This is a genomic window from Kitasatospora sp. NPDC017646 (assembly GCF_044329365.1).
GTDB lineage: Bacteria > Actinomycetota > Actinomycetes > Streptomycetales > Streptomycetaceae > Kitasatospora.
The window spans coordinates 1-20347 of the sequence record NZ_JBIRJC010000021.1 but is presented as its reverse complement, the minus strand read 5'-3'; the positions used below and the strand labels follow the sequence as shown (position 1 = coordinate 20347).

The following is a 20347-nucleotide window of genomic DNA, read 5'->3' as shown; positions in this document are numbered from 1 at the left end:
GAACCACTCCCCTGGAACCAATTCTTATACCGGTATTTGTATCACGGTCGGGGGAACCGGTCGGCCTCCGGAGGACCGCCAGGCCCTAGACTCGACGGCATGGTGAGGACTCCGCTGACCCCGTGGGAGCGCGAGCGTGGGGAGCGCTTCGGGGCGCTGCTGCGCGAGGCGCGTGGCGAGCGCAGCATGGTCGAGGTGGCGGCGGTGGCCGGTGTCTCGGCGGAGACGCTGCGGAAGATCGAGACGGGTCGGGCGCCGACGCCGTCGTTCTTCACCATCGCGGCGCTGGCCTTCGCGCTCGACCTGTCGCTGGACGAGCTGGCGGGCGCGTGCGTGCTGCCCGAGGACGGCGAGGCGCTCTCGGCCTGACGGCGACGGCCCGCCGGACGCGCGGTGCGCCGGGCGGGCCGTCGGGCTGGGCGGGAGTGGTCAGCCGACCGAGCCGTTGTAGCTCTCGATCGCGGGCTGGAGCTCCTTGGCCGCGTCGGCCAGGGCCTGCTGGGCGGTCTTGCCGCCTGCGATGGTCTGCTCGATGGCGGTCTCCACACCCTTGCGGGCCTGCGGCATCACGCCGAGCAGGCAGCCGGCCGTGGCCGGGGTGGGCTTGGTGGCCCTCAGCTGGTCGATGGCCGTCCGGAACTGCGGGTACTTGGCCACCCACTCCTTGTCCCCGGGGTCGTCCAGGGACTTCCGGTTGACCGGGAAGTAGCCGGTACCGGTGTGCCAGGCGGCCTGCTGCTCGGGGCCGGTGAGGAACTTCTCGAACTCCCAGGCGGCGCGCTTCTCGGCGTCCGAGTGGCCGGGGCCGCTGATCCACAGCGAGGCGCCGCCGATCGCCGCGCCGCCCTGGTCGGCGGCGGTGACCTTGGGGAAGGGCGCGGTGCCGACGCCGAACCCGGCGGCCTCGGTGTAGCCGCGCAGCACGCCGGTGGACTCCAGGTGCATCGCGACCGTGCCGGACTTGAAGGCGGCCTGGGCGTCGTCGGTGACCCGGCCGGTGTTGGCCGCGTAGCCGCCCTTGACCAGGTCGGCCCACCACTGGACGATCTGCGCGCCCTGGGCGGAGTCGAACACGACCTTGCCCGCCTTGTTGCTGCGGCCGTTGTCGTTGTCGCAGTACATGGTGCCGGATTCGGCGATCAGCTCCTCGACGAACCAGCCGTAGATGGCGGCGCCGAAGCCGTAGCGGACGGTCTTGCCGTCCGCGTCCTTCTTGGTGAGCTTCTTGGCCGCGTCGGCCAGCTCGTTGAGGTCCTTGGGTGGCTGGGCCGGGTCGAGGCCGGCCTCCTTGAAGGCGTCGGTGTTCAGGTAGAGCAGCGGCATCGAGGAGTTGAACGGCATCGAGACCAGCTTGCCGCCGGCCGAGTAGTAGTTGCGGATGTTGGGGTCGAGGTCGTCCAGCGAGTAGCCGTCCTTGTCGGCGAAGGCCTGGGTGGGGACGGTCTGCTTGGAGTCGATCATGAACCGGGTGCCGATGTCGTAGACCTGCACCAGGGCGGGGGTGCCCTTCTGCTGCACCGCGGCCTTGTACTTGGTGACCAGCTCGTCGTACTTGCCCTGGAACTGCGCCTTGACCTCGATCTTGCCCTGGTGGGCGGCGTTGAACTGGCTGACCAGACCGTTCAGCACGTCCGCGTTCTTGCCGGTCATCGAGTGCCAGAACTCGACGGTGGTCACGCCGGAGGCCTGGTCGAGCGCCTGGGCCCCGGGAGCGTCGGCGGAGCCGCCAGAGCCGGAGCCGGAGCCGCCGGAGGAGCCGCAGGCGGTCAGGGACAGGCCGGCCACCAGCAGGGCCGCGAGCGCGCGTGCACTCTTCTTCACGAGGGTTCTCTCTTTCCGGAAGGGGGACGGGTGCCGACGGCTCGGCGGACTCAGCGCACGGCGCCGGCGGTGAGGCCGCGGACGATGAACCGCTGGCCGAAGACCACCAGGGCGAGGGTGGGCAGCAGGGAGAGCACGACGCCGGCCAGGATCAGTCCGGGATCGGCCATCTCGGAGTCGCGCAGCGAGGTGAGGCCGATCTGCAGGGTCTGCATGTCGGCCGTGCGGGTGATGATCAGCGGCCAGAAGTACTGGTTCCAGGCCGACAGGAAGACGTAGATCGACAGCGCGGCCAGGGCCGGCTTGTTCAGCGGGACGACGATCCGCCACAGGAAGCGCCAGTGGCCGGCCCCGTCGATCCGCGCCGCGTCGCGCAGTTCGCCGGGCAGCTGCCGGAAGGCCTGTCGCAGCATGAAGGTGCCGAAGCCGGAGGCCAGGAACGGCAGGACCAGGCCGAAGTAGGTGTTGCCGAAGCCCCAGTCCGACAGCGTCAGGTAGTTGGGGATGATGATGGCCTCCCACGGGACCATCAGCGTGGCCAGGAACACCCCGAACACCACGGCCCGGGCCTTCAGCTGCAGGAAGACGAAGGCGTACGCGGCCAGGATCGAGGTGAACAGCTGGGCGAGGGTGATCGCGGTGGCCGTGATCGCCGAGTTGGCGTACTGCCGGAACAGCGGGATGGTGTCCACGGCGCCGGAGAAGTTCCGCCCGGTGACCGAGTGCGGAACCAACGCCGGCGGGTAGGAGGATAGTTTGGAGGGGCCCATGAAGGCGCCGGCGATCGCGTAGTACACCGGGAAGGCCACGGTGACCAGGGCGACGGCCAGCAGCAGGTGGACGACGGCGCGGCCCAGCAGGTCGCGCGGGGAGCGCCCGGCGAGCACCCGGCTGCGCGGGCGGGGCGCTTCGGTCCCGGTCCCGGCCTCGGTGACGATGGTGGTCATGCGTAGTGCACCTTCCGTTCCAGGACTCCGAACTGGACGGCCGTACAGGCGAGGACGACCACGAGCAGCACCACGGCCTGGGCGCTCGCCGTGCCGAAGTCGCTGGAGTTGTAGGCGAAGGCCTTCTCGTAGACGGAGTAGACGAGGGTCCGGGTGGAGCCGTCCGGTCCACCCCTGGTGAGGATGTGGATCTGGCCGAAACTCTGCAGTGCGTGGACGGTGGAGACCACGGTCAGGAAGAACAGGTTCGGGCCGAGCATCGGGATGGTGATCGAGCGGGCCAGCCGCAGCCCGGAGGCGCCGTCGATGCGGGCCGCCTCGACGATCTCGCCGGGGATCGAGCCGATGCCCGCCGAGAGCACCAGCACGTTGTAGCCGAGGTTCATCCAGACCGTGGTCAGGGCCACCGAGACCAGCGCGTACCGGGAGTCGGTGAGCCAGCCGACCGGCCCGAGGCCGACGTGCGACAGCAGGCCGTTGAGCACCCCGCTGGCGGGGTTGAAGAACACCGCGAAGACCACCGAGGCGCTGGCCACCGAGAAGGCGAAGGGCAGCGCGAAGGCGGAGCGCAGCAGCCGTACGCCCCGGATCCGGCTCTCCAGCAGCAGCACCAGCACCAGCGCGCCGAGCACCCCGGGCACCACGGTGAGCAGGGTGAACAGCCCCGTGGTGACCAGCGTCCGGCCGAAGTCGGCCGAGGACAGCAGGTCGGTGTAGTGCTTCACCCCGACGTAGCGGGAGGGCGCGCCGAAGAGGTCGTTGGCGTGCCCGCTCAGGTAGATCGTCCGTCCCAGCGGGTAGCCGATGAACAGGGCGAAGACCACCAGGGAGGGCAGCAGGAAGGCCCAGGCGAGCCCGTGCTCGCCCCAGCGGCTCCCGCGTGCGGTGTGCGGTGCGGTCGGCATCTGTCGCGCGTCCGCCTTTCGTGTGTCGGTTCCGGCCGAAACCGTGTCCTGCCCGAACGACAGCGCGGGAACCCCGTGGTGATCGACCGGTGTCCTCGGAATTACGCGTTCGCGTCAGATCCGGCCGGTCGTGCGCCAGGCCTCCCCTGACCAGCTCCCAGGACGTGCTGCTGACGCCGGAGGAGCTCTACGTGCTGGACGGCGCGCCGGTGTACCGGGCGGAGAACCAGGGCTGCGCCCCCTGGGGCGTCCTGCTGGACGACCTGGCGCAGGCGGACCCGCCGACGGCGGCCCGGCCGGACCTCGCGGACAAGTCGCAGGAGCGGTGGGAGCCCTGGGAGGAGCGCTTCTCGACGGCGGCGGCGGTGATGGCGATGAGTGAGAAGCTCCCGGAGGACGACGAGTTGAACGACTTCCCCGAATCCGCAGGGGAACTCACGGACGTTTTCCGGGAGTTGCCGGCCCTGGGTCGGGAGTTCCGCTGGCACCGGGGCCCGGACGTCCTGGTCGCGGCGGTCGGGGGCGCCTGGATCGCGGCCCGGGCACGGACCCCGGAGGCGCTTGACGCGCTCAACGGAGCCGTGCCCGGAGACTGGTCGAACGGCTGAGCCGCGCCGGTCAGGCGGTGACGCCGCCGTCCAGTACCAGGTCCGCGCCGACGGTGTAGCCCGCCTCCGGCGAGGCCAGGTACAGCACGGCGGCGGCGATCTCCGCGACCGCGCCGGGACGGCCGACCGGCACCTCGGACTTCATCCGGTCGCTCTTCTCGGCGTCGCTCTCGCCCGGCCGGGACGACATCGGGGTGTCGACCGGGCCGGGGCTGACGGTGTTGATCCGCACGCCCTCGCCGACGTGGTCGCGGGCGGCGGCGCGGGTGAGCGCGGTGACCGCGGCCTTGCTGACGGCGTAGCCGCCGACGCCCTCGAGACGCCGGTGGACGCCCAGGTTGGACGAGACGTTGACGATGGCACCGCCGCCGTGGGCCCGCATGTGACCGATCTGGTGCTTCATCGCCAGCAGGGTGCCGGTCACGTTGATCTCGAACACCCGCCGGAAGTCGTCCTCGTCGATCTCGGCGACCGGGCCGGCCGCGCCGAACACCCCGGCGTTGTTGACGGCGACGTCGAGTCCGCCGAACTGCTCGACGGTCTCCCGGACCAGCCGGGCGGCGTCCTCGCCGTTCGTCACGTCGCCGGTCAGCGCGACGGCCTTGCCGCCGGCCTCCTCGATCAGGGCCACGGTCTCGGCCAGCGGGCCGGCACTGCGACCGGCGACCGCGACCCGGGCGCCCTCCTGGGCGAAGGCGAGCGCGATGCCGCGCCCGATGCCGCTGCCGCCGCCGGTGACCAGGACGGACTTGTCGGCGAAACGCGTGCTCATGGGGGTGAACTCCTTGACTCGGGTGGTGCGTTCAGGGGCGATGGTGGTCGTGTCGGTTCGGGGCACGGCGGTGACCGCGACCGCGGTGAGCGCCAGGCCCGCGGCGGCGGTCGCGAAGGCTGCGGCGTAGCCGCCGACGACGGTCGGGCGGGTCGCGGCGAGCGCCATCAGGGCGGCCAGCCCGGCGGTGGGGCCGAGTTCCATGGCGGTGTTGAGGACGCCCGCGGCCAGGCCGGTGCGTTCGGGCGCCACGCCGCCGGTGGCCAGTACGGCCGCTCCGGCGAAGGAGGCGGCGGCTCCGGTGGGCAGCAGCAGTCCGGGCAGCAGTCCGGTGGTGTAGGGGCTGCCGGGGTCGAGCCCGGCCAGCAGGGCGAGTCCGACGCTTTCCAGAACGAGGCCGGCGGCGGTGACCGGCACCGGTCCGTGGCGGGCGATCAGCGGCCCGGCCGTCCGTAAGACCATTCGGTCCAAAATGAGGACGGCAAACGATACCGGCCGGGCCGGGCGCGGCTCAGTCCAGCAGCGCCAGCGCCTGCTCGGCGGCGTCCCGCACCCGGGGCCCGCCGTCGGCGGTCTTGCCCACCACCCGGATGCCCTGCAGCAGCACCACCAGCATCCTGGCCAGCGCCCGGGGCTCCCGCCCGGCGGGCAGTTCCCCCTCGGCCCCGGCGCGCAGCAGGGCGGCGGTCAGCGCCGTCTCCAGGTGGTCGTAGCTGGCCTCCACCCGGCGGGCCGCCGCCGCGTCGTGCGGGGCGAGCTCGACGGCCGTGTTGGTGACGAAGCAGCCGCGCTTGCGGTCTTCGTCCCCCATCAGCGCGTATCGGCGCACCAGGGCGCGGACGGCGGGCAGCACCGGGCCGGGCCGGGACAGCTCGGCCAGCAGGCCGGGGTCGTGCTGCTCGTTGTAGCGCTCCAGCGCGCGCAGGTAGAGCTCGTGCTTGTTCCCGAAGGTGGCGTAGATGCTGGCCCGGGCGATGCCGAGCCCCTCGACCAGGTCGGCCATCGAGGTGGCCTCGTAGCCGCGGCGCCAGAACAGTTCGAGGGCTGCCTGGAGCGCCGCGTCGGGGTCGAATTCCTTCGTTCGCGCCATGAGGCAAACGCTAGCCCTTTCGAGACCGATCGGTCAAGAAAGGACGGCGATTGGTCCAGACCGTTGCCTGACGGAGCATTGCCAACTGGACTAGACCAAGGCTACTTTTGCCGCCCCACCCCTCCCCCCACACAGGAGGCGTTCCGGCATGCCCGCACACATCCCCACACCTCCCCGCCAGGCCGTCGAGGCCGCCCGCCCCATCGTCCTGACGGCCTTCCGGGCCGTCGTCGGCCTGCTCTTCGGCTGCCACGGCGCCGCCTCGGTCTTCGGCGTCCTCGGCGGCACCAAGGGCGGCGGCAGCCTCCCGCTCGGCCAGTGGCCGGGCTGGTGGGCCGCCCTGATCCAACTGGTCGGCGGCGCCCTGGTCCTCCTCGGAGTCGGCACCAGGCCCGCCGCCCTGCTCTGCTCCGGCTCGATGGCCTACGCCTACTTCACCGTCCACCAGGAACACGCGCTGCTGCCGCTGCAGAACGGGGGCGAACCCTCCGTGATGTTCTGCTGGGCCTTCCTGGCCATCGCGGCCCTCGACTCCGGCCCGTACTCCCTGGACCGGCTGCTCACCATCCGCCGCCCCCGGGCCGCGGCAGCCGAACCGGCCGCCGCGCGACCCACCTCCACCGACTGAGGAAGGACTCAGCCCTGCGCGAGGTGGCGCTCTACCGAGGCGACCTTGGCGGTGAGGCCGTCGGTGACCCCGGCCCGGTCGTCGATCTTGATGACCGTGCTCACCCGGTTGCTGTGCGCCTTCACCGCCTCGATCGCCGCCCTGATCACCGGCATGACCTCATCCCACTCCCCCTCGATGCTGGTGAACATCGCGTCCGTACGGTTCGGCAGCCCGCTGGCCCGGACCACCCGGACGGCCGCGGCCACCACCTCCCCCACGTCCTCGCCGATTCCCAGCGGAGTCACCGAAAAGGCTGCGATCACGGTTCTGCGCTCCCTACTCACCCGATGACACCGGTTGCGGCCCGGACCACTCCGGGCCGCGACCAGGGTAGGCGGTCGGGCGGATTCCCGCCGGACGACACCGGGAGCGCCTCCACCTTCCACATTCTGTTGAAGTTCTCCTTGACTCCCCGACGGCCCGACCCTACCGTGTTTCCACATAAAGAAACCGCTATTCCGTATAGTGGAATTCAGGAGATGAGCCCTCCGACCCACTGCGGGCCGACGCAGGAGAGTCCCGATGCCTCGTATGACAGCCGCCCGCGCGGCCGTGGAGATCCTCAAGCTCGAAGGGATCGATGTCGCCTTCGGCGTGCCCGGCGCCGCGATCAACCCCTTCTACGCCGCCCTCAAGGCCTCCGGCGGGATCAGGCACACCCTGGCCCGGCACGTCGAGGGCGCCTCCCACATGGCCGAGGGCTACACCCGCGCCAAGGCCGGCAACATCGGCGTGTGCATCGGCACCTCGGGCCCGGCCGGCACCGACATGATCACCGGCCTGTACTCGGCGATCGCCGACTCCATCCCGATCCTGTGCATCACCGGCCAGGCCCCGGTCGCCCGCCTCCACAAGGAGGACTTCCAGGCCGTCGACATCGCCTCGATCGCCAAGCCGGTCACCAAGGCCGCCACCACCGTCCTGGAGGCCGCGCAGGTCCCCGGCGTGTTCCAGCAGGCCTTCCACCTGATGCGCTCCGGCCGCCCCGGCCCGGTCCTGATCGACCTGCCGATCGACGTCCAGCTGACCGAGATCGACTTCGACCCGGAGGCCTACCAGCCGCTGCCCGTCTACAAGCCGACCGCCAACCGGATCCAGGTCGAGAAGGCCATCGCGCTGCTCCAGGAGTCCGAGCGCCCGCTGATCGTGGCGGGCGGCGGCGTCATCAACGCCGACGCCTCCGAGCTGCTGCTGGAGTTCGCCGAGCTGACCGGAGTCCCGGTGATCCCGACCCTGATGGGCTGGGGCATCGTCCCGGACGACCACGAGCTGAACGCCGGCATGGTCGGCCTGCAGACCTCGCACCGCTACGGCAACGAGAACTTCCTCGCCTCCGACTTCGTCCTCGGCATCGGCAACCGCTGGGCCAACCGCCACACGGGCGGCCTGGACGTCTACACCGCGGGCCGCACGTTCGTCCACGTCGACGTCGAGCCCACCCAGATCGGCAAGATCTTCGCCCCCGACCTCGGCATCGCCTCCGATGCCAAGGCCGCCCTGGAACTGTTCGTCCAGGTCGCCGGGGAACTCCGGACCGCGGGCACCCTCAAGGACCGCAGCGAGTGGGCCGCCTCCACCCAGGAGCGCAAGGCGCGGCTCCAGCGCCGCACCCACTTCGACAACGTGCCGCTCAAGCCGCAGCGCGTGTACGAGGAGATGAACAAGGCCTTCGGCCCGGAGACCCGCTACGTCACCACCATCGGCCTGTCCCAGATCGCGGGCGCGCAGATGCTGCACGTCTACAAGCCGCGGCACTGGATCAACTGCGGCCAGGCCGGCCCGCTGGGCTGGACCATCCCGGCCGCGCTGGGCGTCGCCACCGCCGACCCCGAGGGCCGGATCGTCGCCCTCTCCGGTGACTACGACTTCCAGTTCATGATCGAGGAGCTGGCGGTCGGCGCCCAGCACCGCATCCCGTACGTCCACGTGCTGGTCAACAACTCCTACCTGGGCCTGATCCGCCAGGCGCAGCGCAACTTCGACATCGACTTCCAGGTCAAGCTGGAGTTCGAGAACATCAACGCGCCGGAGCTGGGCGTCTACGGCGTGGACCACGTCAAGGTCGCCGAGGGCCTGGGCTGCAAGGCGATCCGGGTCACCGAGCCCGAGGGCCTGCTGCCGGCCTTCGAGGAGGCCAAGAAGCTGGCCGCCGAGTTCCGCGTCCCGGTCGTGGTCGAGGCGATCCTGGAGCGGGTCACCGACATCTCGATGGCCGCCGCCGACATCGACAAGGTCAACGAGTTCGAGGAGCTGGCCACCCTCCCCGAGCACGCGCCGACCGCCACCAGGCCGCTGGCCCTCTGAGACTACCGACGCGGGGGCGTACGAGCCGCTCCGTACGCCCCCCGCCCGCGGAACACCGGCGGGCCCGGCACGGTTGAGCCGTCCGGGGCCGCTACCGTGTGCCCGGGCGAGACCCGCTGCCAACCTGCCGAAAGGACCCACCACCGTGAGCCTCTACGACATCCCGCTGCGCACCCTGGCCGGTGAGGCCGCCTCGCTGGGCGACCACAAGGGCAAGGCGCTGCTGATCGTCAACGTCGCCTCCAAGTGCGGCCTGACCCCGCAGTACATCGGACTGGAGAACCTCCAGAAGCGGTACGCCGAGCGCGGGTTCACCGTGCTGGGCTTCCCCTGCAACCAGTTCGCCGGACAGGAGCCGGGCAGCGCCGAGGAGATCCAGGGCTTCTGCTCGACCACCTACGGGGTGACCTTCCCGCTGTTCGAGAAGATCGACGTCAACGGTGACGACCGGCACCCGCTGTACCGGCAGCTGACCGAGGTCGCCGACGCCGAGGGCCAGGCCGGGGACGTCAGCTGGAACTTCGAGAAGTTCCTGATCTCCCCGGACGGCACCGTCGCCGCGCGCCTGCGTCCGCGCGTCGAGCCGGAGTCGGCGGAGCTGATCACCGCGATCGAGGCCGTGCTGCCGGCCTGACCCCCCGCTCCCGCTGGCGGAAAGGGCCGCCCCGAAAGGCGGCCCTTTCACAGCAACAGCCTTGTTCCCGGCGGTAGTTCACCCTCCCGGGCGGCGTCGCGCAGATGCGCCAGCAGGGTGTCGCGCAGCGCCTCCGCGGCACGGGTGAGCGGCACCTCCTGGCCGTGCGCGACCGCGATGGTGCGGCCCAGGCCGGGCCCGGCGAACGGGGTGACGGACAGCCCCGAGCGGGCCGCCACCATGCCGGGCACCACCGCGGGCCCGAGCCCGGCCCGGACGAAGCCCAGCACCGCGTCCATCTCGCCGCCCTCGACGGCGAACTCGGGCTCGAACCCGGCCGCCCGGCAGGCCGCCAGCGCGGCCTCGCGCACGTCGTAGCCCTCCCGGAACATCACCAGCGGCCGTCCCCTCAGCTCCGCCACCCGCACCGGGCGCCGGGCGGGCCCGGCGGCCGATACCAGCACCAGTTCCTCGTGCAGCAGTTCGGTGACGGCGAGGGCGGGTACGGCCTCCCCGCTGGGCGGGGTGATGACCAGTGCGAGGTCCAGCTCGCCCGCCGCCAGCCAGCGCACCAGGTCGCGCGAGCCGCCCTCGCGCACCCCCAGCGCGACGCCCGGGTAGCGGTCCCGGAACACCCGCAGCACGTCCGGCACCAGGCTGGTGCACAGACTCGGCGGCGCGCCCAGCCGGACCCGGCCGCGGCGCAGCTGCACCGTCTCCTGGACGGCCATGCGGGCGCTCTCGGTGTCCGCGAGGATGCGCCGGGCCAGCGGCAGCAGGGCGTCCCCGGCGTCGGTCAGGGCGATGTTGCCCCGGGTGCGGTGGAACAGTTCGGCCCCCAACTCCCTTTCCAGCGAACGGATCTGCTGGGACAGCGAGGGCTGGGCGACGTGCACGGCCTCGGCCGCCCGGGTGAAGTGCCGGGTCTCGGCGACGGCCAGGAAGTAGCGGAGTTGCTGCAGCTGCACGCGACCAGGCTACGCCGCGCCGATAGGCCCTGACTATCGTCACCAGCCGCAGCATGTCTTGGACGCACCCTGGCCGTCCTCCCTACCGTTGCTGCCATGACAACCGCGACTCGGACGGGCCGGCATCCGTCCACCCTGGCGACCCTGTGGCGGTCGACCGTCGGCAAGAAGGCGGTCATGGCCGTCACCGGACTGGTCATGCTGCTGTACCTGGTCGCGCACATGCTGGGGAACCTCAAGGTGTTCTTCGGCCCCGACGACATCAACGGCTACGCGGCCTGGCTGCGCACCATCGGCCAGCCGTTCCTGGGCCACGAGTGGTTCCTGTGGATCGCCCGCCTCGCCCTGCTGGCCTCCGTCGCCCTGCACGGCGTGTCCGCGTACCAGCTCAGCCGCCGGGACCTCGCCGCCCGCCCGAGCAAGTACGTGCACCGGCGCCGTCGCGCCAGCTACGCGACCCGGACCATGCGCTGGGGCGGGGTGATCCTCGGCCTGTTCGTCGTGTGGCACATCCTCGACCTCACCACGCTCACCGTGAACCCGGTCGCCGAGCACGGCCGCGTCTACCAGAACGTCGTGGGCACCTTCGGCCGCTGGTACAGCGACGTGATCTACATCGTCGCGATGCTGGCCCTCGGCCTCCACATCCGGCACGGCTTCTGGAGCGCCGCCCAGACCCTCGGCGCCAACAACGCCCGCCGCGACCGGGCGCTGAAGCTGACCGCCGACGGCCTGGCGCTGCTGCTGACGGCCGGCTTCCTGTCCGTTCCCGTCGCCGTGATGACCGGAGTCGTGAAATGAGCTACCTGGACTACGCGGTCGGCGAGCCGATCGCCGACACCAAGGCCCCCACCGGGCCGATCGAACAGCGCTGGGACCAGCGGCGGTTCGACGCCAAGCTGGTCAACCCGGCCAACCGGCGCAAGCACACCGTGATCGTGGTCGGCACCGGCCTGGCCGGCGGCGCGGCCGGCGCCACCCTCGCCGAACAGGGCTACCACGTCGTCCAGTTCTGCTTCCAGGACTCCCCGCGGCGCGCCCACTCGATCGCCGCCCAGGGCGGCATCAACGCGGCCAAGAACTACCGCAACGACGGCGACTCGATCCGCCGGCTGTTCTACGACACCGTCAAGGGCGGCGACTTCCGCGCCCGCGAGTCCAACGTGCACCGGCTGGCCCAGGTCTCGGTGGAGATCATCGACCAGTGCGTCGCCCAGGGCGTGCCCTTCGCCCGCGAGTACGGCGGCCTGCTGGACACCCGCTCCTTCGGCGGCGTGCAGGTCTCCCGCACCTTCTACGCCCGCGGCCAGACCGGCCAGCAGCTGCTGCTCGGCGCCTACCAGGCGCTCTCCCGGCAGATCGCCGCCGGGAACGTGGAGATCCACCCGCGCACCGAGATGCTCGACCTGCTGGTGGTCGACGGCCGGGCCCGCGGCATCGTCGCCCGCGACCTGGTCACCGGGAGGATCACCAGCCACACGGCGGACGCCGTCGTCCTCGCCACCGGCGGCTACGGCAACGTGTTCTACCTCTCCACCAACGCCAAGAACTCCAACGCCACCGCGATCTGGCGGGCCCACCGGCGCGGCGCCTACTTCGCCAACCCGTGCTTCACCCAGATCCACCCGACCTGCATCCCGCGCTCCGGCGACCACCAGTCCAAGCTCACCCTGATGAGCGAGTCGCTGCGCAACGACGGCCGGATCTGGGTGCCCAAGGCCCAGGGCGACACCCGCCCGCCCGCGCGGATCCCGGAGGAGGAGCGGGACTACTACCTGGAGCGGATCTACCCCTCCTTCGGCAACCTGGTGCCGCGCGACATCGCCTCCCGGGCCGCCAAGAACGTCTGCGACGAGGGCCGCGGCGTCGGCCCCGGCGGGCAGGGCGTGTACCTGGACTTCGCCGACGCGATCCGCCGGATGGGCCGGGACGCCGTCGAGGCCAAGTACGGCAACCTCTTCGAGATGTACGAGCGGATCACCGCCGAGGACCCGTACCAGGTGCCGATGCGGATCTACCCGGCGATCCACTACACGATGGGCGGCCTCTGGGTCGACTACGACCTGCAGACCAGCGTCCCCGGCCTGTTCGCGATCGGCGAGGCCAACTTCTCCGACCACGGAGCCAACCGTCTCGGCGCCAGCGCCCTGATGCAGGGCCTCGCAGACGGCTACTTCGTGCTGCCGCCCACCATCAACGACTACCTCGCCCGCAACCCGGTAGCCGCGGTGCCCGCCGACCACCCGGTGCTCACCGAGGTCGAGGCCGAGGTCGAGGACCGGCTCAACCTGATCCTCTCCGTCGACGGCGACCGCACCCCGGACTCCTTCCACCGTGAACTCGGCGAACTCCTGTGGGACGAGTGCGGGATGGCCCGCGACGAGGCCGGGCTCAAGCGCGCGCTGGAACGGATCCCGCAGCTGCGCGAGGAGTTCTGGCACCGGATCAAGGTGCCCGGCACCGGGCAGGAACTCAACCAGTCGCTGGAGAAGGCCAACCGGCTGGTCGACTACTTCGAACTGGCCGAGCTGATGTGCCTGGACGCGCTGCACCGCGCCGAGTCCTGCGGCGGCCACTTCCGCACCGAGAGCCAGACCCCCGACGGCGAGGCCGCCAGGCGCGACGAGGAGTTCACCTACGCCGCCGCCTGGGAGTTCACCGCCACCGGCCGGGCCCCCGTCCTCCACCGCGAGGAGCTCGACTTCGAGTACGTCCACCCCACCCAGCGGAGTTACGCATGAACCTCACCCTGCGCATCTGGCGCCAGGCGGGCCCGGACGCACCCGGCTCGATGACCACCTACCAGGTCAGCGGCATCAGCCCGGACATGTCCTTCCTGGAGATGCTCGACACCCTCAACGAGGAACTGATCACCCGCGGCGACCAGCCGGTCGCCTTCGACCACGACTGCCGCGAGGGCATCTGCGGCGCCTGCGGCATGGTCATCAACGGCCAGGCGCACGGCCCCGAACGCACCACCACCTGCCAGCTGCACATGCGGCACTTCCGGGACGGCGACACCATCGACGTCGAACCGTGGCGGGCGGCGGCCTTCCCGGTGGTCAAGGACCTGGTGGTGGACCGCTCGGCCTTCGACCGGATCATCGGCTCCGGCGGCTACATCACCGCCCCCACCGGCAGCGCCCCCGAGGCGCACGCCACGCCCGTCCCCAAGGAGGCCGCGGACACCGCCTTCGAGCACGCCGAGTGCATCGGCTGCGGCGCCTGCGTGGCCGCCTGCCCGAACGGCTCGGCGATGCTCTTCACCTCAGCCAAGGTGGTGCACCTCAACGTGCTGCCCCAGGGCGCGCCCGAACGAGCCGCCCGGGTGCGGAACATGGTGTCGGCGATGGACGCCGAGGGCTTCGGCGGCTGCACCAACACCGGCGAGTGCGCCACCGCCTGCCCCAAGGGCATCCCGCTGCCCAGCATCGCGGCGATGAACCGGGAGTTCCTGCGGGCCGCCCGCGGCTGACGCCCCCCCCCCCCCGAAGACGGCGGCCCCTCGCTCCGGTGCTCAGGCGAGGGGCCGACGCTCGCGCCGTCCCGGCGTCCTCCGGGGCGTACGAGGGCAGTTCGCGCTCCCCGAACGGGTGGTGGATGGCCCCGAGCGGTGCTTCCTGACCGAGAATCGCGCTACGGTGGTGCTCCGCCACGGAAGGACGGCATATGCCCGAGGTTCAGTCCTGCTCCGGCTGCGGCGGGTCCGGGGGGACCCAGAAGACCGAGGCAACGGTCGAACTGGACGAGGAAGGGAGCATGGTGCCCAGGGTTCACGACTACTGGTCGCCCTGCGGTCGGTGCCACGGATCCGGGACGGTGATCGTCGGATGAGACTGGTCTTCGAGTGCGTCGAGTGCGGTGGGCGCTACCTGCCGCCGGAGGGCATGGTGTACCCGGACGGGCCGGCCTCGCCGGTCTGGTGCTCCGCCTGCCAGACGTCCAAGCGCACGGCGGGCCTCCGGGAGGACCCTCTGCTCGCCCGCGTCGCCCTGGCCGCCGCCCGGGCCGCCCTGGCCCGGCGCGCCGCCGAGGCCGCCGAGCCGGCCGCCGTCGGGCGCGGCGACGTCAGGCCGTCCCGGCCGCCGCTGTCCCGCCGGGCGCGTTCCGGGCCGGGCGGGGTGCGCGGCCGGCTGGGCTGAGCCCCGCGGGCCGGGCCGGTGACCGGACGATCCGTCAAGTACTGCTTTCGGCAAAGCGCTTGTGCACGCCCACAGCGTGCTGGTTAATTGTCGTCGCTCGCTCGACAGCCTTGGGGGAACGTCCGTGCAACCGACCCAGCCGACCGAACCGGCCGAACCGCCGGGGGCCGGACAGACCGGCTCCGCTCCGTTCGTCCAGCCGCCGATGCCCACGTACGACCCGTCCGCCACCCGGGTGGCCGTGACCAGGCGCATCCTCTGGATCGGGACGGCGGCCTACCCGCTGGCCACCGTCGCGCGGGTCAGCATCACGGTGATCGTGCCCGATGTGCTCGGCGCGATCAAACGGTTCCTCAAGTTCGCCGGGATCGTGCTGGGGATCGCGCTCGTCCTGGCCGCGCTCACCGCCCTCGCCGACACCTCCCACTCGGGCTTCGGCAGCAGCGAAAGCAACAACTCCGGCTCGGGCTGGATCGTGGTGGTGTCCCTGGTCCTCGTGGTGTTCTACTTCCTGGTCGCCACCCTGCCCGTGCTGCTCCAGCGCCGGCTGCACGCGCTGACCGTCGACACGGCCGGCCCGCCGACCGCGCTGCTGGCCTGGAAGGACCCGAAGTACGCGTACGAGCTCCAGGCCAGGATCACCCACGCGATCGAGAATCCGCAGACCGAGTTCCAGCAGTTCGTCAGCAACGTCCTCGTGGACCTGCGGCACTACCAGTTCGGCGACAACGTCAACATCTACGGCGGCCAGGGAAACACGGGAGTCATCAAATGAGCGGTAACGGCCCGCAGTTCCAGTTCGGCGACAACGTCACCATCCACGGCGGCCACCACAACGTCGGCGTCCAGCACAACAACGGGCCCGTCGCCGACCAGGCCCTGCCGCCAGAGATCACCGCGATGTTCGCCCGACTGGCCGCCGCGGTGGCCGACTTGGCCCGGGACGCGCGGGTGCCCGCGGAGGACCGGCGGAGTCTGGAGGAGACCCTGCCGGTGCTGCGCGAGCCTGCCGCCCAGGAGCGGCGCAGCCGGCGCAACACCCTCCACCTGCTGGCCGGCCTGACCCGGGAGCTCGGCGAGGCGGCCGCGCCCGTGCTGGGCCTGGTGACCCAGCTGCTCGCCCTGATCAGCAACTGACGGGCGTCGGCCCCGGCGTCAGAACAGCGCCTCCTGGGTGTCCGGCTCCGGCGGGCGGACCCGCGCCTCCAGGGCGAGTCCCTCGCAGGCGCGGCCGGTGACGGGCGTGAGCGTCCAGCCGGTGAGCCTCCGGGTGTCCAGCAGCAGCGGGCCGGAGCCGTCCGGCTGGTCGAGGAAGAGGTGCCGGCCCACCGGCGGGCGCAGTGTGCCGGCGATCACCGCGCCGTGGGCCAGGCCGGCGATCTCCCGGTAGGTCTCGGGGGCGCCGCCGGCCAGTCCGAAGCGCTCCACGTGGTCCACCACCGGGCGGTCGGCGAGCAGTTCCACGGCGTGGCCGTCCAGCAGCCGGTGGGCCCGGGCGCGGGCCCCGGTGAGCACCGTACGGCGGTGCGCGACGTCCCCGTGCGCCCACCAGTGGTCCGTCTTCAGCCGGGACTTGTAGCGCTCGCGGGCCATCCCCGAGGCGGCGACGGTCAGTTCGGCGCGCCGCACCGCGGGCAGGCCGCCGCGCGCGGTGAACGCGTAGGCCAGTGCGCCCTGTTCGAGCAGTCGGCTGTCGCCGCGCTGCTCGGCGGTCAGGCCGACCTTCAGCAGGCCCTCGCCGAACCAGGCGAGGTAGAGCAGATAGGTGCGGCCGTCGTCCAGGATCTGGTCCCGGGCCAGCGCCAGGCCGCGGTCCACGCTCTGGCAGGCCGGGCACTGCGTGGCACCGCCGTCCGGGGCGATCTCCGCGTGGTGCGGGCAGGGCGTGCGTTCCGTCGCCCCGGCCAGCCAGGCCCCGGTGCAGCGGCGCGGGCCGCCGAGCAGCCAGCCGACCTCCGTACCCGGCGCGACGGCGCGCTCGTGCACCCGGCTGCCGCGCACGGCGCCGAGCAGCGCCCGGCCGTCGTGCCAGCTCAGGCCGGTGGAGACCCAGCCGGCCGGCCGCTCCGGACGCTGGGGCGCGGGGATCGTCACGGGCAGCCCTCCCTGTAGGTCGACGACCCGGGTGAGGCTACCCGCTGCCACCGACAACATCCGCATCCCGGAGGATGGATCGTCTCCCTGCCCCGCTGCTAGCGTCCGGCCCATGATCGACTCACCGACCCCGGACGACCTCGCCCGCACCCTGCGCCTGGCCGTCGACACCCTGGCCGGGGCCCCGGCGGACGCGGACTGGTCGCGGCCCGCCGGCACGCTCGGCTGGAGCTGCTGGGAGACCGTCGAGCACCTCGCCGACGACCTCCTCGCGTACGCCGCCCAGCTCGGCCCGGCGCGGCCGCCGCGCGAGCGGTACGTGCCCTTCGTGGCGACCCGCCGCTCCCCCGGCGCCCCGAACAACTTCGTCCGCGCCGAACCGGCCGACGGGGTACCGGGGTTGCTCGAAGTGCTGGACGCCTGCGGCGGGTTGATGGTCGCCGTCGCCCGGGTCGCGCCGCCGCGGGCCCGTGCGTACCACCCGTGGGGTCTCGCCGACGCCTCCGGCTTCGTGGCCATGAGCCTGGTCGAGACGCTGGTCCACCTCCACGACGTCGCCCAGGGCCTCGGCCTCCCCTGGGACCCGCCCGCCGAGGTCTGCGCCCGGACCCTGGCTCGGTTGTTCCCGGACGTCCCGGTCGGCGCGGATCCCTGGCCCACCCTGCTCTGGGCCACCGGCCGCACCGCCCTGCCCGGCCTCCCGCAGCGCACCGACTGGCGCTGGTACGCCGGACCACGGGACTGAGCCTGCCCACGGCACCCGCTGACCGGTCGCCAGGCGTCCGCCGCGCCGCCTGCTCCGTCCCCTTCCGCAGGTCGCGGACGCTTGGCCCGGCCGGCCGTCCACGTTCTATTGTGGCGGGCGCGGTCGGCGGTGTCGCCGGGAGGTGGCGCGGGGCGGCCGGGTCGGTGCGAGGACGAAGGGGTGGCTGGTGGCGGGGCGGCGGAACAGCGGGGTGCTGGCGGTCTGGGCGGAGGCGCAGCGGCAGCAGCAGCGCCGGGAGGAGGCCCGTTGGCGTGCCGAGGCGGCGGAGTTGCGCCGGCACGAGCGCGCGCAGCGCGAGGCGCAACGGGCGGCCGCCCGGGACGAGCGGGAGGCGCAGCGCGCGTACCAGCAGTCGCGGGAGGCGGAGGCGGCCCGGCGGACGGCCGAACTGGACGCCCGGGTGGCGGAGTTGCGCGGGTTGCTGGCGGCCGGGCTGGCCGCGCCGGCGTTCGGGCCGCGGACGCTGCTGGCGCCGCGCCCGGTGCCGCCGTTCGATCCGGGGCCGCTGGGTGAGCCGGTGCCGATGCCGGACCAGGCCTCCGCCCGGTACCACGTGCCGCCGCCGGACGCGGCGCAGGCCCGCAACGCCGGGGTGCGCCGGCAGTACGAGCAGTACCTCGCCCAGGCCCGGGCCCGGTTCGAGCAGGACTGGTACGCCGCGCAGGCGCGGGAGGCGGACCGGCAGCGCCGGCTGGCCGCGTACCACCAGGAGTACCTGGTCTGGGCGGAGGGCTTCCGCCGCCGGGAGGAGGAGCGCGGGGCCGGTACCGAGGAGTTGCTGCGGCGGCTGCGGGCGGGTGAGCCGGAGGCGGTGCAGGAGTACTTCACGGCTGGTCTGTACGCCTCGGCGGCCTGGCCGGAGGGCTTCCCGCACCGGCTGGTGGCGGCCTGGGAGGTGTCGAGCCGTCAGCTGGTGGTGAACTGGGAGCTGCCCGGTCCGGACGTGGTGCCGGCGGCGACCCGGGTGCGGTACGTGAAGACGGACGACCGCGAGGCCGAGGTGGCCCGTCCGGCGACCGAGCGCAAGGCGCTGTACCGGGAGGTGCTGGCGCAGTCGGCGCTGCGGGTGGCCGCGGAGCTGTTCCGGGCGGACCGGGACGGGCTGCTGGACTCGGTGGTGCTCAACGGCTTCGTGCTGGGCATCGACCCGGCGACCGGCCGGGAGGCGGAGCGCTTCCTGTCCACGCTGACCGCGACCCGGGCCGAGTTCTCCGGGCTGGCGCTGGACCGGGTGGCCCCGGTGGAGTGCTTCCAGGGCCTGGGCGGCAGACTGTCGGCGCGGCCGGAGCGGCTGGACGAGGTGAAGCCGGACCGGCTGCCGGAGTCGGTGGGCGGGAACGTGGCCGGGCACTTCGGCGAGGACGAGCCGGACCTGTTCGAGATGGACCCCCTGGAGTTCGAGGACCTGATCGCCGAACTGTTCCGGCTGCGCGGTTTCCGCGTCATGACCACGGCCCGCAGCGGCGACGTCGGGGTGGACGTGGTGGCCGAGGACCTCGATCCGGTGACCGGCGGCAAGATCGTGATCCAGGCCAAGCGCTACAAGAAGACCGTCCCTCCGACGGCCGTGCGCGACCTGGAGTCCACCGTCCGCCACCACGGCGCGATCAAGGGCATCCTGGTGACCACGGCGGGCTTCGGCCGCGGCTCGTACAGCTACATCGAGGGCAAGCCGCTGACCCTGGTGAGCGGGCCGGAGCTGGTGGAGCTGCTGGCCGAACAGGGCCTGCGCGGCCGGCTCGGCGGCGGACCGGGCGGGAGCGGAGCCGAGCCCGGTCCGCGGCCGAGGGAGGCCGAGCCGGCCGCCCCGCAGAGCAGCGTGACCGTCAGCTGGCAGAGCCGTACGGCCGGCGGGGACCCGGTGGAGCTGGACGTCACCGCGTTCCTGTGCGCCGGCGGCCGGGTGCTGAGCGACGAGCACTTCGTGTTCTTCAACAACCCGCAGGACCCGGACGGCGCCGTGCGCCTGCACCCCACCCGCTCGGTGCCGGGCGCGCCGGTCCGGGCGGCCCGGCTGAGCCTGGACCTGCACCGGCTGCGGTCCGCCGTCGACGAGGTGGTGCTCGCGGTCTCCACCGAGGAGGAGGAGCCCCCTGCCCTGCCGCTCGGCCACGTGTACGGGCTGGCGGTCGCCGCCGAGTACGGGCCGGGCGCGGCCGGGCCGGCGAAGTGGCCGGGCGCCAACGGCGGCATCCCGGACTCCGCGATGCTACTCGGGAGCTTCCGACGGGCGGACGGTGGCTGGCAGTTCGCGCCCTCGGTGCGAGCGGTGACGAACGGTCTGGCCGGGCTGGCGACGGCCTTCGGCGTCGCGGTGGAGTGACGGCCGGGGACTTCGGCCCTCAGGGGACATGTCATACCGAAGGAGGAGAGTGCCCCCGCCGCACCACCGGGTCGGCGGGGGACGACCGTCCCCTCGGCATACGCATCGGGCTTGAACCACTTGGGAGGATGGGTCGGTAGGAAAATCCGATTCGTTCCCCGATTTCGTTCCCAGGAGTCCTCGTGACCTTCCCCCCAACCGCCGTCCGCACCGGCCTGGCGGCCGCCCGCGCCACCGGTCTGAACAAGGTCTACGGGGAGGGGGAAACCCGGGTCGTCGCCCTCGACGACGTCAGCGTGACGT

21 protein-coding genes and 1 pseudogene are annotated in these 20347 nt (G+C 72.4%); 14 read left to right on the top strand and 8 right to left on the bottom strand.

The features are described from left to right. The first annotated feature begins 99 nt into the window (after positions 1-99). The gene (locus ACH4J0_RS27935; protein ID WP_030285102.1) at positions 100-369 is read left to right on the top strand and encodes a helix-turn-helix domain-containing protein; all 270 of its coding nucleotides are present in this window, start codon (positions 100-102) and stop codon (positions 367-369) included. A 60-nt stretch (positions 370-429) separates the two neighbouring features. Here the strand turns inward: ACH4J0_RS27935 and ACH4J0_RS27930 are convergent, their stop codons facing one another. From ACH4J0_RS27930 to ACH4J0_RS27920, 3 genes are read right to left on the bottom strand one after another with little or no spacing between them, the layout of a single operon-like run. Then, positions 430-1821 carry an ABC transporter substrate-binding protein gene (locus ACH4J0_RS27930; protein ID WP_396243361.1) on the bottom strand — a complete coding sequence of 464 codons (1392 nt, stop codon included), beginning with the start codon at positions 1819-1821 and terminating at the stop codon, positions 430-432. 50 nt (positions 1822-1871) lie between these two features. Then, positions 1872-2768 carry a carbohydrate ABC transporter permease gene (locus ACH4J0_RS27925; RefSeq protein ID WP_396243360.1) on the bottom strand — a complete coding sequence of 299 codons (897 nt, stop codon included), beginning with the start codon at positions 2766-2768 and terminating at the stop codon, positions 1872-1874. Further along, positions 2765-3673, bottom strand: a complete 909-nt coding sequence (locus tag ACH4J0_RS27920) for a carbohydrate ABC transporter permease (protein ID WP_396243359.1) — start codon at positions 3671-3673, stop codon at positions 2765-2767. Before ACH4J0_RS27920 ends, ACH4J0_RS27925 begins: the two co-directional genes overlap by 4 nt. A gap of 164 nt (positions 3674-3837) precedes the next feature. On the opposite strand from ACH4J0_RS27920, the gene ACH4J0_RS27915 reads away from it, so the two are divergent. Further along, positions 3838-4281 (top strand): hypothetical protein, encoded by a 444-nt coding sequence (locus tag ACH4J0_RS27915; RefSeq protein ID WP_396243358.1) that lies wholly within the window; start codon positions 3838-3840, stop codon positions 4279-4281. A 10-nt stretch (positions 4282-4291) separates the two neighbouring features. Here the strand turns inward: ACH4J0_RS27915 and ACH4J0_RS27910 are convergent, their stop codons facing one another. Beyond that, complete coding sequence (locus ACH4J0_RS27910; RefSeq protein WP_396243460.1) at positions 4292-5053, bottom strand: SDR family NAD(P)-dependent oxidoreductase; 762 nt, start codon at positions 5051-5053, stop codon at positions 4292-4294. A gap of 511 nt (positions 5054-5564) precedes the next feature. Further along, on the bottom strand, positions 5565-6143 hold the full coding sequence (locus tag ACH4J0_RS27905) for a TetR/AcrR family transcriptional regulator (protein WP_396243357.1): 579 nt from the start codon (positions 6141-6143) through the stop codon (positions 5565-5567). Between the two features lie 148 nt (positions 6144-6291). On the opposite strand from ACH4J0_RS27905, the gene ACH4J0_RS27900 reads away from it, so the two are divergent. Beyond that, positions 6292-6771, top strand: a complete 480-nt coding sequence (locus ACH4J0_RS27900; protein ID WP_396243356.1) for a DoxX family protein — start codon at positions 6292-6294, stop codon at positions 6769-6771. An 8-nt stretch (positions 6772-6779) separates the two neighbouring features. Here the strand turns inward: ACH4J0_RS27900 and ACH4J0_RS27895 are convergent, their stop codons facing one another. Then, positions 6780-7076 carry an MTH1187 family thiamine-binding protein gene (locus ACH4J0_RS27895; RefSeq protein ID WP_396243355.1) on the bottom strand — a complete coding sequence of 99 codons (297 nt, stop codon included), beginning with the start codon at positions 7074-7076 and terminating at the stop codon, positions 6780-6782. Between the two features lie 259 nt (positions 7077-7335). On the opposite strand from ACH4J0_RS27895, the gene gcl reads away from it, so the two are divergent. Together gcl and ACH4J0_RS27885 are read left to right on the top strand one after the other, a co-directional pair. Then, positions 7336-9117, top strand: a complete 1782-nt coding sequence (gene gcl / locus ACH4J0_RS27890; protein WP_396243354.1) for a glyoxylate carboligase — start codon at positions 7336-7338, stop codon at positions 9115-9117. 145 nt (positions 9118-9262) lie between these two features. Further along, positions 9263-9751, top strand: coding sequence for a glutathione peroxidase (locus ACH4J0_RS27885; RefSeq protein WP_396243353.1), 489 nt, complete (start codon positions 9263-9265; stop codon positions 9749-9751). A 47-nt stretch (positions 9752-9798) separates the two neighbouring features. Here the strand turns inward: ACH4J0_RS27885 and ACH4J0_RS27880 are convergent, their stop codons facing one another. After that, the gene (locus ACH4J0_RS27880) at positions 9799-10719 is read right to left on the bottom strand and encodes a LysR family transcriptional regulator (protein ID WP_396243352.1); all 921 of its coding nucleotides are present in this window, start codon (positions 10717-10719) and stop codon (positions 9799-9801) included. 96 nt (positions 10720-10815) lie between these two features. Here ACH4J0_RS27880 and ACH4J0_RS27875 point away from each other — a divergent pair, with 96 nt between their 5' ends. The 6 genes from ACH4J0_RS27875 to ACH4J0_RS27850 all read left to right on the top strand — a co-directional run bounded on the left by ACH4J0_RS27875 (position 10816) and on the right by ACH4J0_RS27850 (position 15998). Further along, complete coding sequence (locus ACH4J0_RS27875; RefSeq protein WP_396243351.1) at positions 10816-11520, top strand: succinate dehydrogenase cytochrome b subunit; 705 nt, start codon at positions 10816-10818, stop codon at positions 11518-11520. Beyond that, the gene (locus tag ACH4J0_RS27870; protein ID WP_396243350.1) at positions 11517-13460 is read left to right on the top strand and encodes a fumarate reductase/succinate dehydrogenase flavoprotein subunit; all 1944 of its coding nucleotides are present in this window, start codon (positions 11517-11519) and stop codon (positions 13458-13460) included. Before ACH4J0_RS27875 ends, ACH4J0_RS27870 begins: the two co-directional genes overlap by 4 nt. Next, positions 13457-14194 (top strand): succinate dehydrogenase/fumarate reductase iron-sulfur subunit, encoded by a 738-nt coding sequence (locus ACH4J0_RS27865; RefSeq protein ID WP_030285070.1) that lies wholly within the window; start codon positions 13457-13459, stop codon positions 14192-14194. The genes ACH4J0_RS27870 and ACH4J0_RS27865 overlap by 4 nt, the downstream gene beginning before the upstream one ends. A 355-nt stretch (positions 14195-14549) precedes the next feature. Continuing rightward, positions 14550-14861 (top strand): hypothetical protein, encoded by a 312-nt coding sequence (locus ACH4J0_RS27860; protein WP_396243349.1) that lies wholly within the window; start codon positions 14550-14552, stop codon positions 14859-14861. Between the two features lie 124 nt (positions 14862-14985). Further along, complete coding sequence (locus ACH4J0_RS27855; RefSeq protein ID WP_396243348.1) at positions 14986-15636, top strand: DUF6232 family protein; 651 nt, start codon at positions 14986-14988, stop codon at positions 15634-15636. Continuing rightward, positions 15633-15998: a hypothetical protein gene (locus tag ACH4J0_RS27850; protein WP_396243347.1), complete on the top strand. Its 366-nt coding sequence runs from the start codon at positions 15633-15635 to the stop codon at positions 15996-15998. The genes ACH4J0_RS27855 and ACH4J0_RS27850 overlap by 4 nt, the downstream gene beginning before the upstream one ends. Positions 15999-16016: 18 nt before the next feature. Here the strand turns inward: ACH4J0_RS27850 and ACH4J0_RS27845 are convergent, their stop codons facing one another. Further along, positions 16017-16955, bottom strand: a complete 939-nt coding sequence (locus tag ACH4J0_RS27845; protein ID WP_396243346.1) for a DUF2797 domain-containing protein — start codon at positions 16953-16955, stop codon at positions 16017-16019. Positions 16956-17067: 112 nt separating this feature from the next. Here ACH4J0_RS27845 and ACH4J0_RS27840 point away from each other — a divergent pair, with 112 nt between their 5' ends. The 3 genes and pseudogenes from ACH4J0_RS27840 to ACH4J0_RS27830 form a co-directional block, all read left to right on the top strand. Continuing rightward, positions 17068-17700: a maleylpyruvate isomerase N-terminal domain-containing protein gene (locus ACH4J0_RS27840; RefSeq protein ID WP_396243345.1), complete on the top strand. Its 633-nt coding sequence runs from the start codon at positions 17068-17070 to the stop codon at positions 17698-17700. Between the two features lie 187 nt (positions 17701-17887). Continuing rightward, positions 17888-20044: a restriction endonuclease gene (locus ACH4J0_RS27835; protein WP_396243344.1), complete on the top strand. Its 2157-nt coding sequence runs from the start codon at positions 17888-17890 to the stop codon at positions 20042-20044. Between the two features lie 182 nt (positions 20045-20226). Then, positions 20227-20347 (top strand): annotated as a pseudogene (locus ACH4J0_RS27830) (ABC transporter ATP-binding protein); the annotation flags it as partial.

Bases quoted from the DNA above. Each gene is read 5' to 3' on its own strand.
- ACH4J0_RS27875 (WP_396243351.1), top strand. From the start codon at position 10,816: ATGACAACCGCGACTCGGACGGGCCGGCATCCGTCCACCCTGGCGACC.
- ACH4J0_RS27920 (WP_396243359.1), bottom strand. From the start codon at position 3,673: ATGCCGACCGCACCGCACACCGCACGCGGGAGCCGCTGGGGCGAGCAC.
- ACH4J0_RS27860 (WP_396243349.1), top strand. From the start codon at position 14,550: ATGAGACTGGTCTTCGAGTGCGTCGAGTGCGGTGGGCGCTACCTGCCG.
- ACH4J0_RS27905 (WP_396243357.1), bottom strand. From the start codon at position 6,143: ATGGCGCGAACGAAGGAATTCGACCCCGACGCGGCGCTCCAGGCAGCC.
- ACH4J0_RS27865 (WP_030285070.1), top strand. From the start codon at position 13,457: ATGAACCTCACCCTGCGCATCTGGCGCCAGGCGGGCCCGGACGCACCC.
- ACH4J0_RS27935 (WP_030285102.1), top strand. From the start codon at position 100: ATGGTGAGGACTCCGCTGACCCCGTGGGAGCGCGAGCGTGGGGAGCGC.
- ACH4J0_RS27910 (WP_396243460.1), bottom strand. From the start codon at position 5,053: ATGAGCACGCGTTTCGCCGACAAGTCCGTCCTGGTCACCGGCGGCGGC.
- ACH4J0_RS27840 (WP_396243345.1), top strand. From the start codon at position 17,068: ATGATCGACTCACCGACCCCGGACGACCTCGCCCGCACCCTGCGCCTG.
- ACH4J0_RS27900 (WP_396243356.1), top strand. From the start codon at position 6,292: ATGCCCGCACACATCCCCACACCTCCCCGCCAGGCCGTCGAGGCCGCC.
- ACH4J0_RS27925 (WP_396243360.1), bottom strand. From the start codon at position 2,768: ATGACCACCATCGTCACCGAGGCCGGGACCGGGACCGAAGCGCCCCGC.
- gcl (WP_396243354.1), top strand. From the start codon at position 7,336: ATGCCTCGTATGACAGCCGCCCGCGCGGCCGTGGAGATCCTCAAGCTC.
- ACH4J0_RS27870 (WP_396243350.1), top strand. From the start codon at position 11,517: ATGAGCTACCTGGACTACGCGGTCGGCGAGCCGATCGCCGACACCAAG.
- ACH4J0_RS27850 (WP_396243347.1), top strand. From the start codon at position 15,633: ATGAGCGGTAACGGCCCGCAGTTCCAGTTCGGCGACAACGTCACCATC.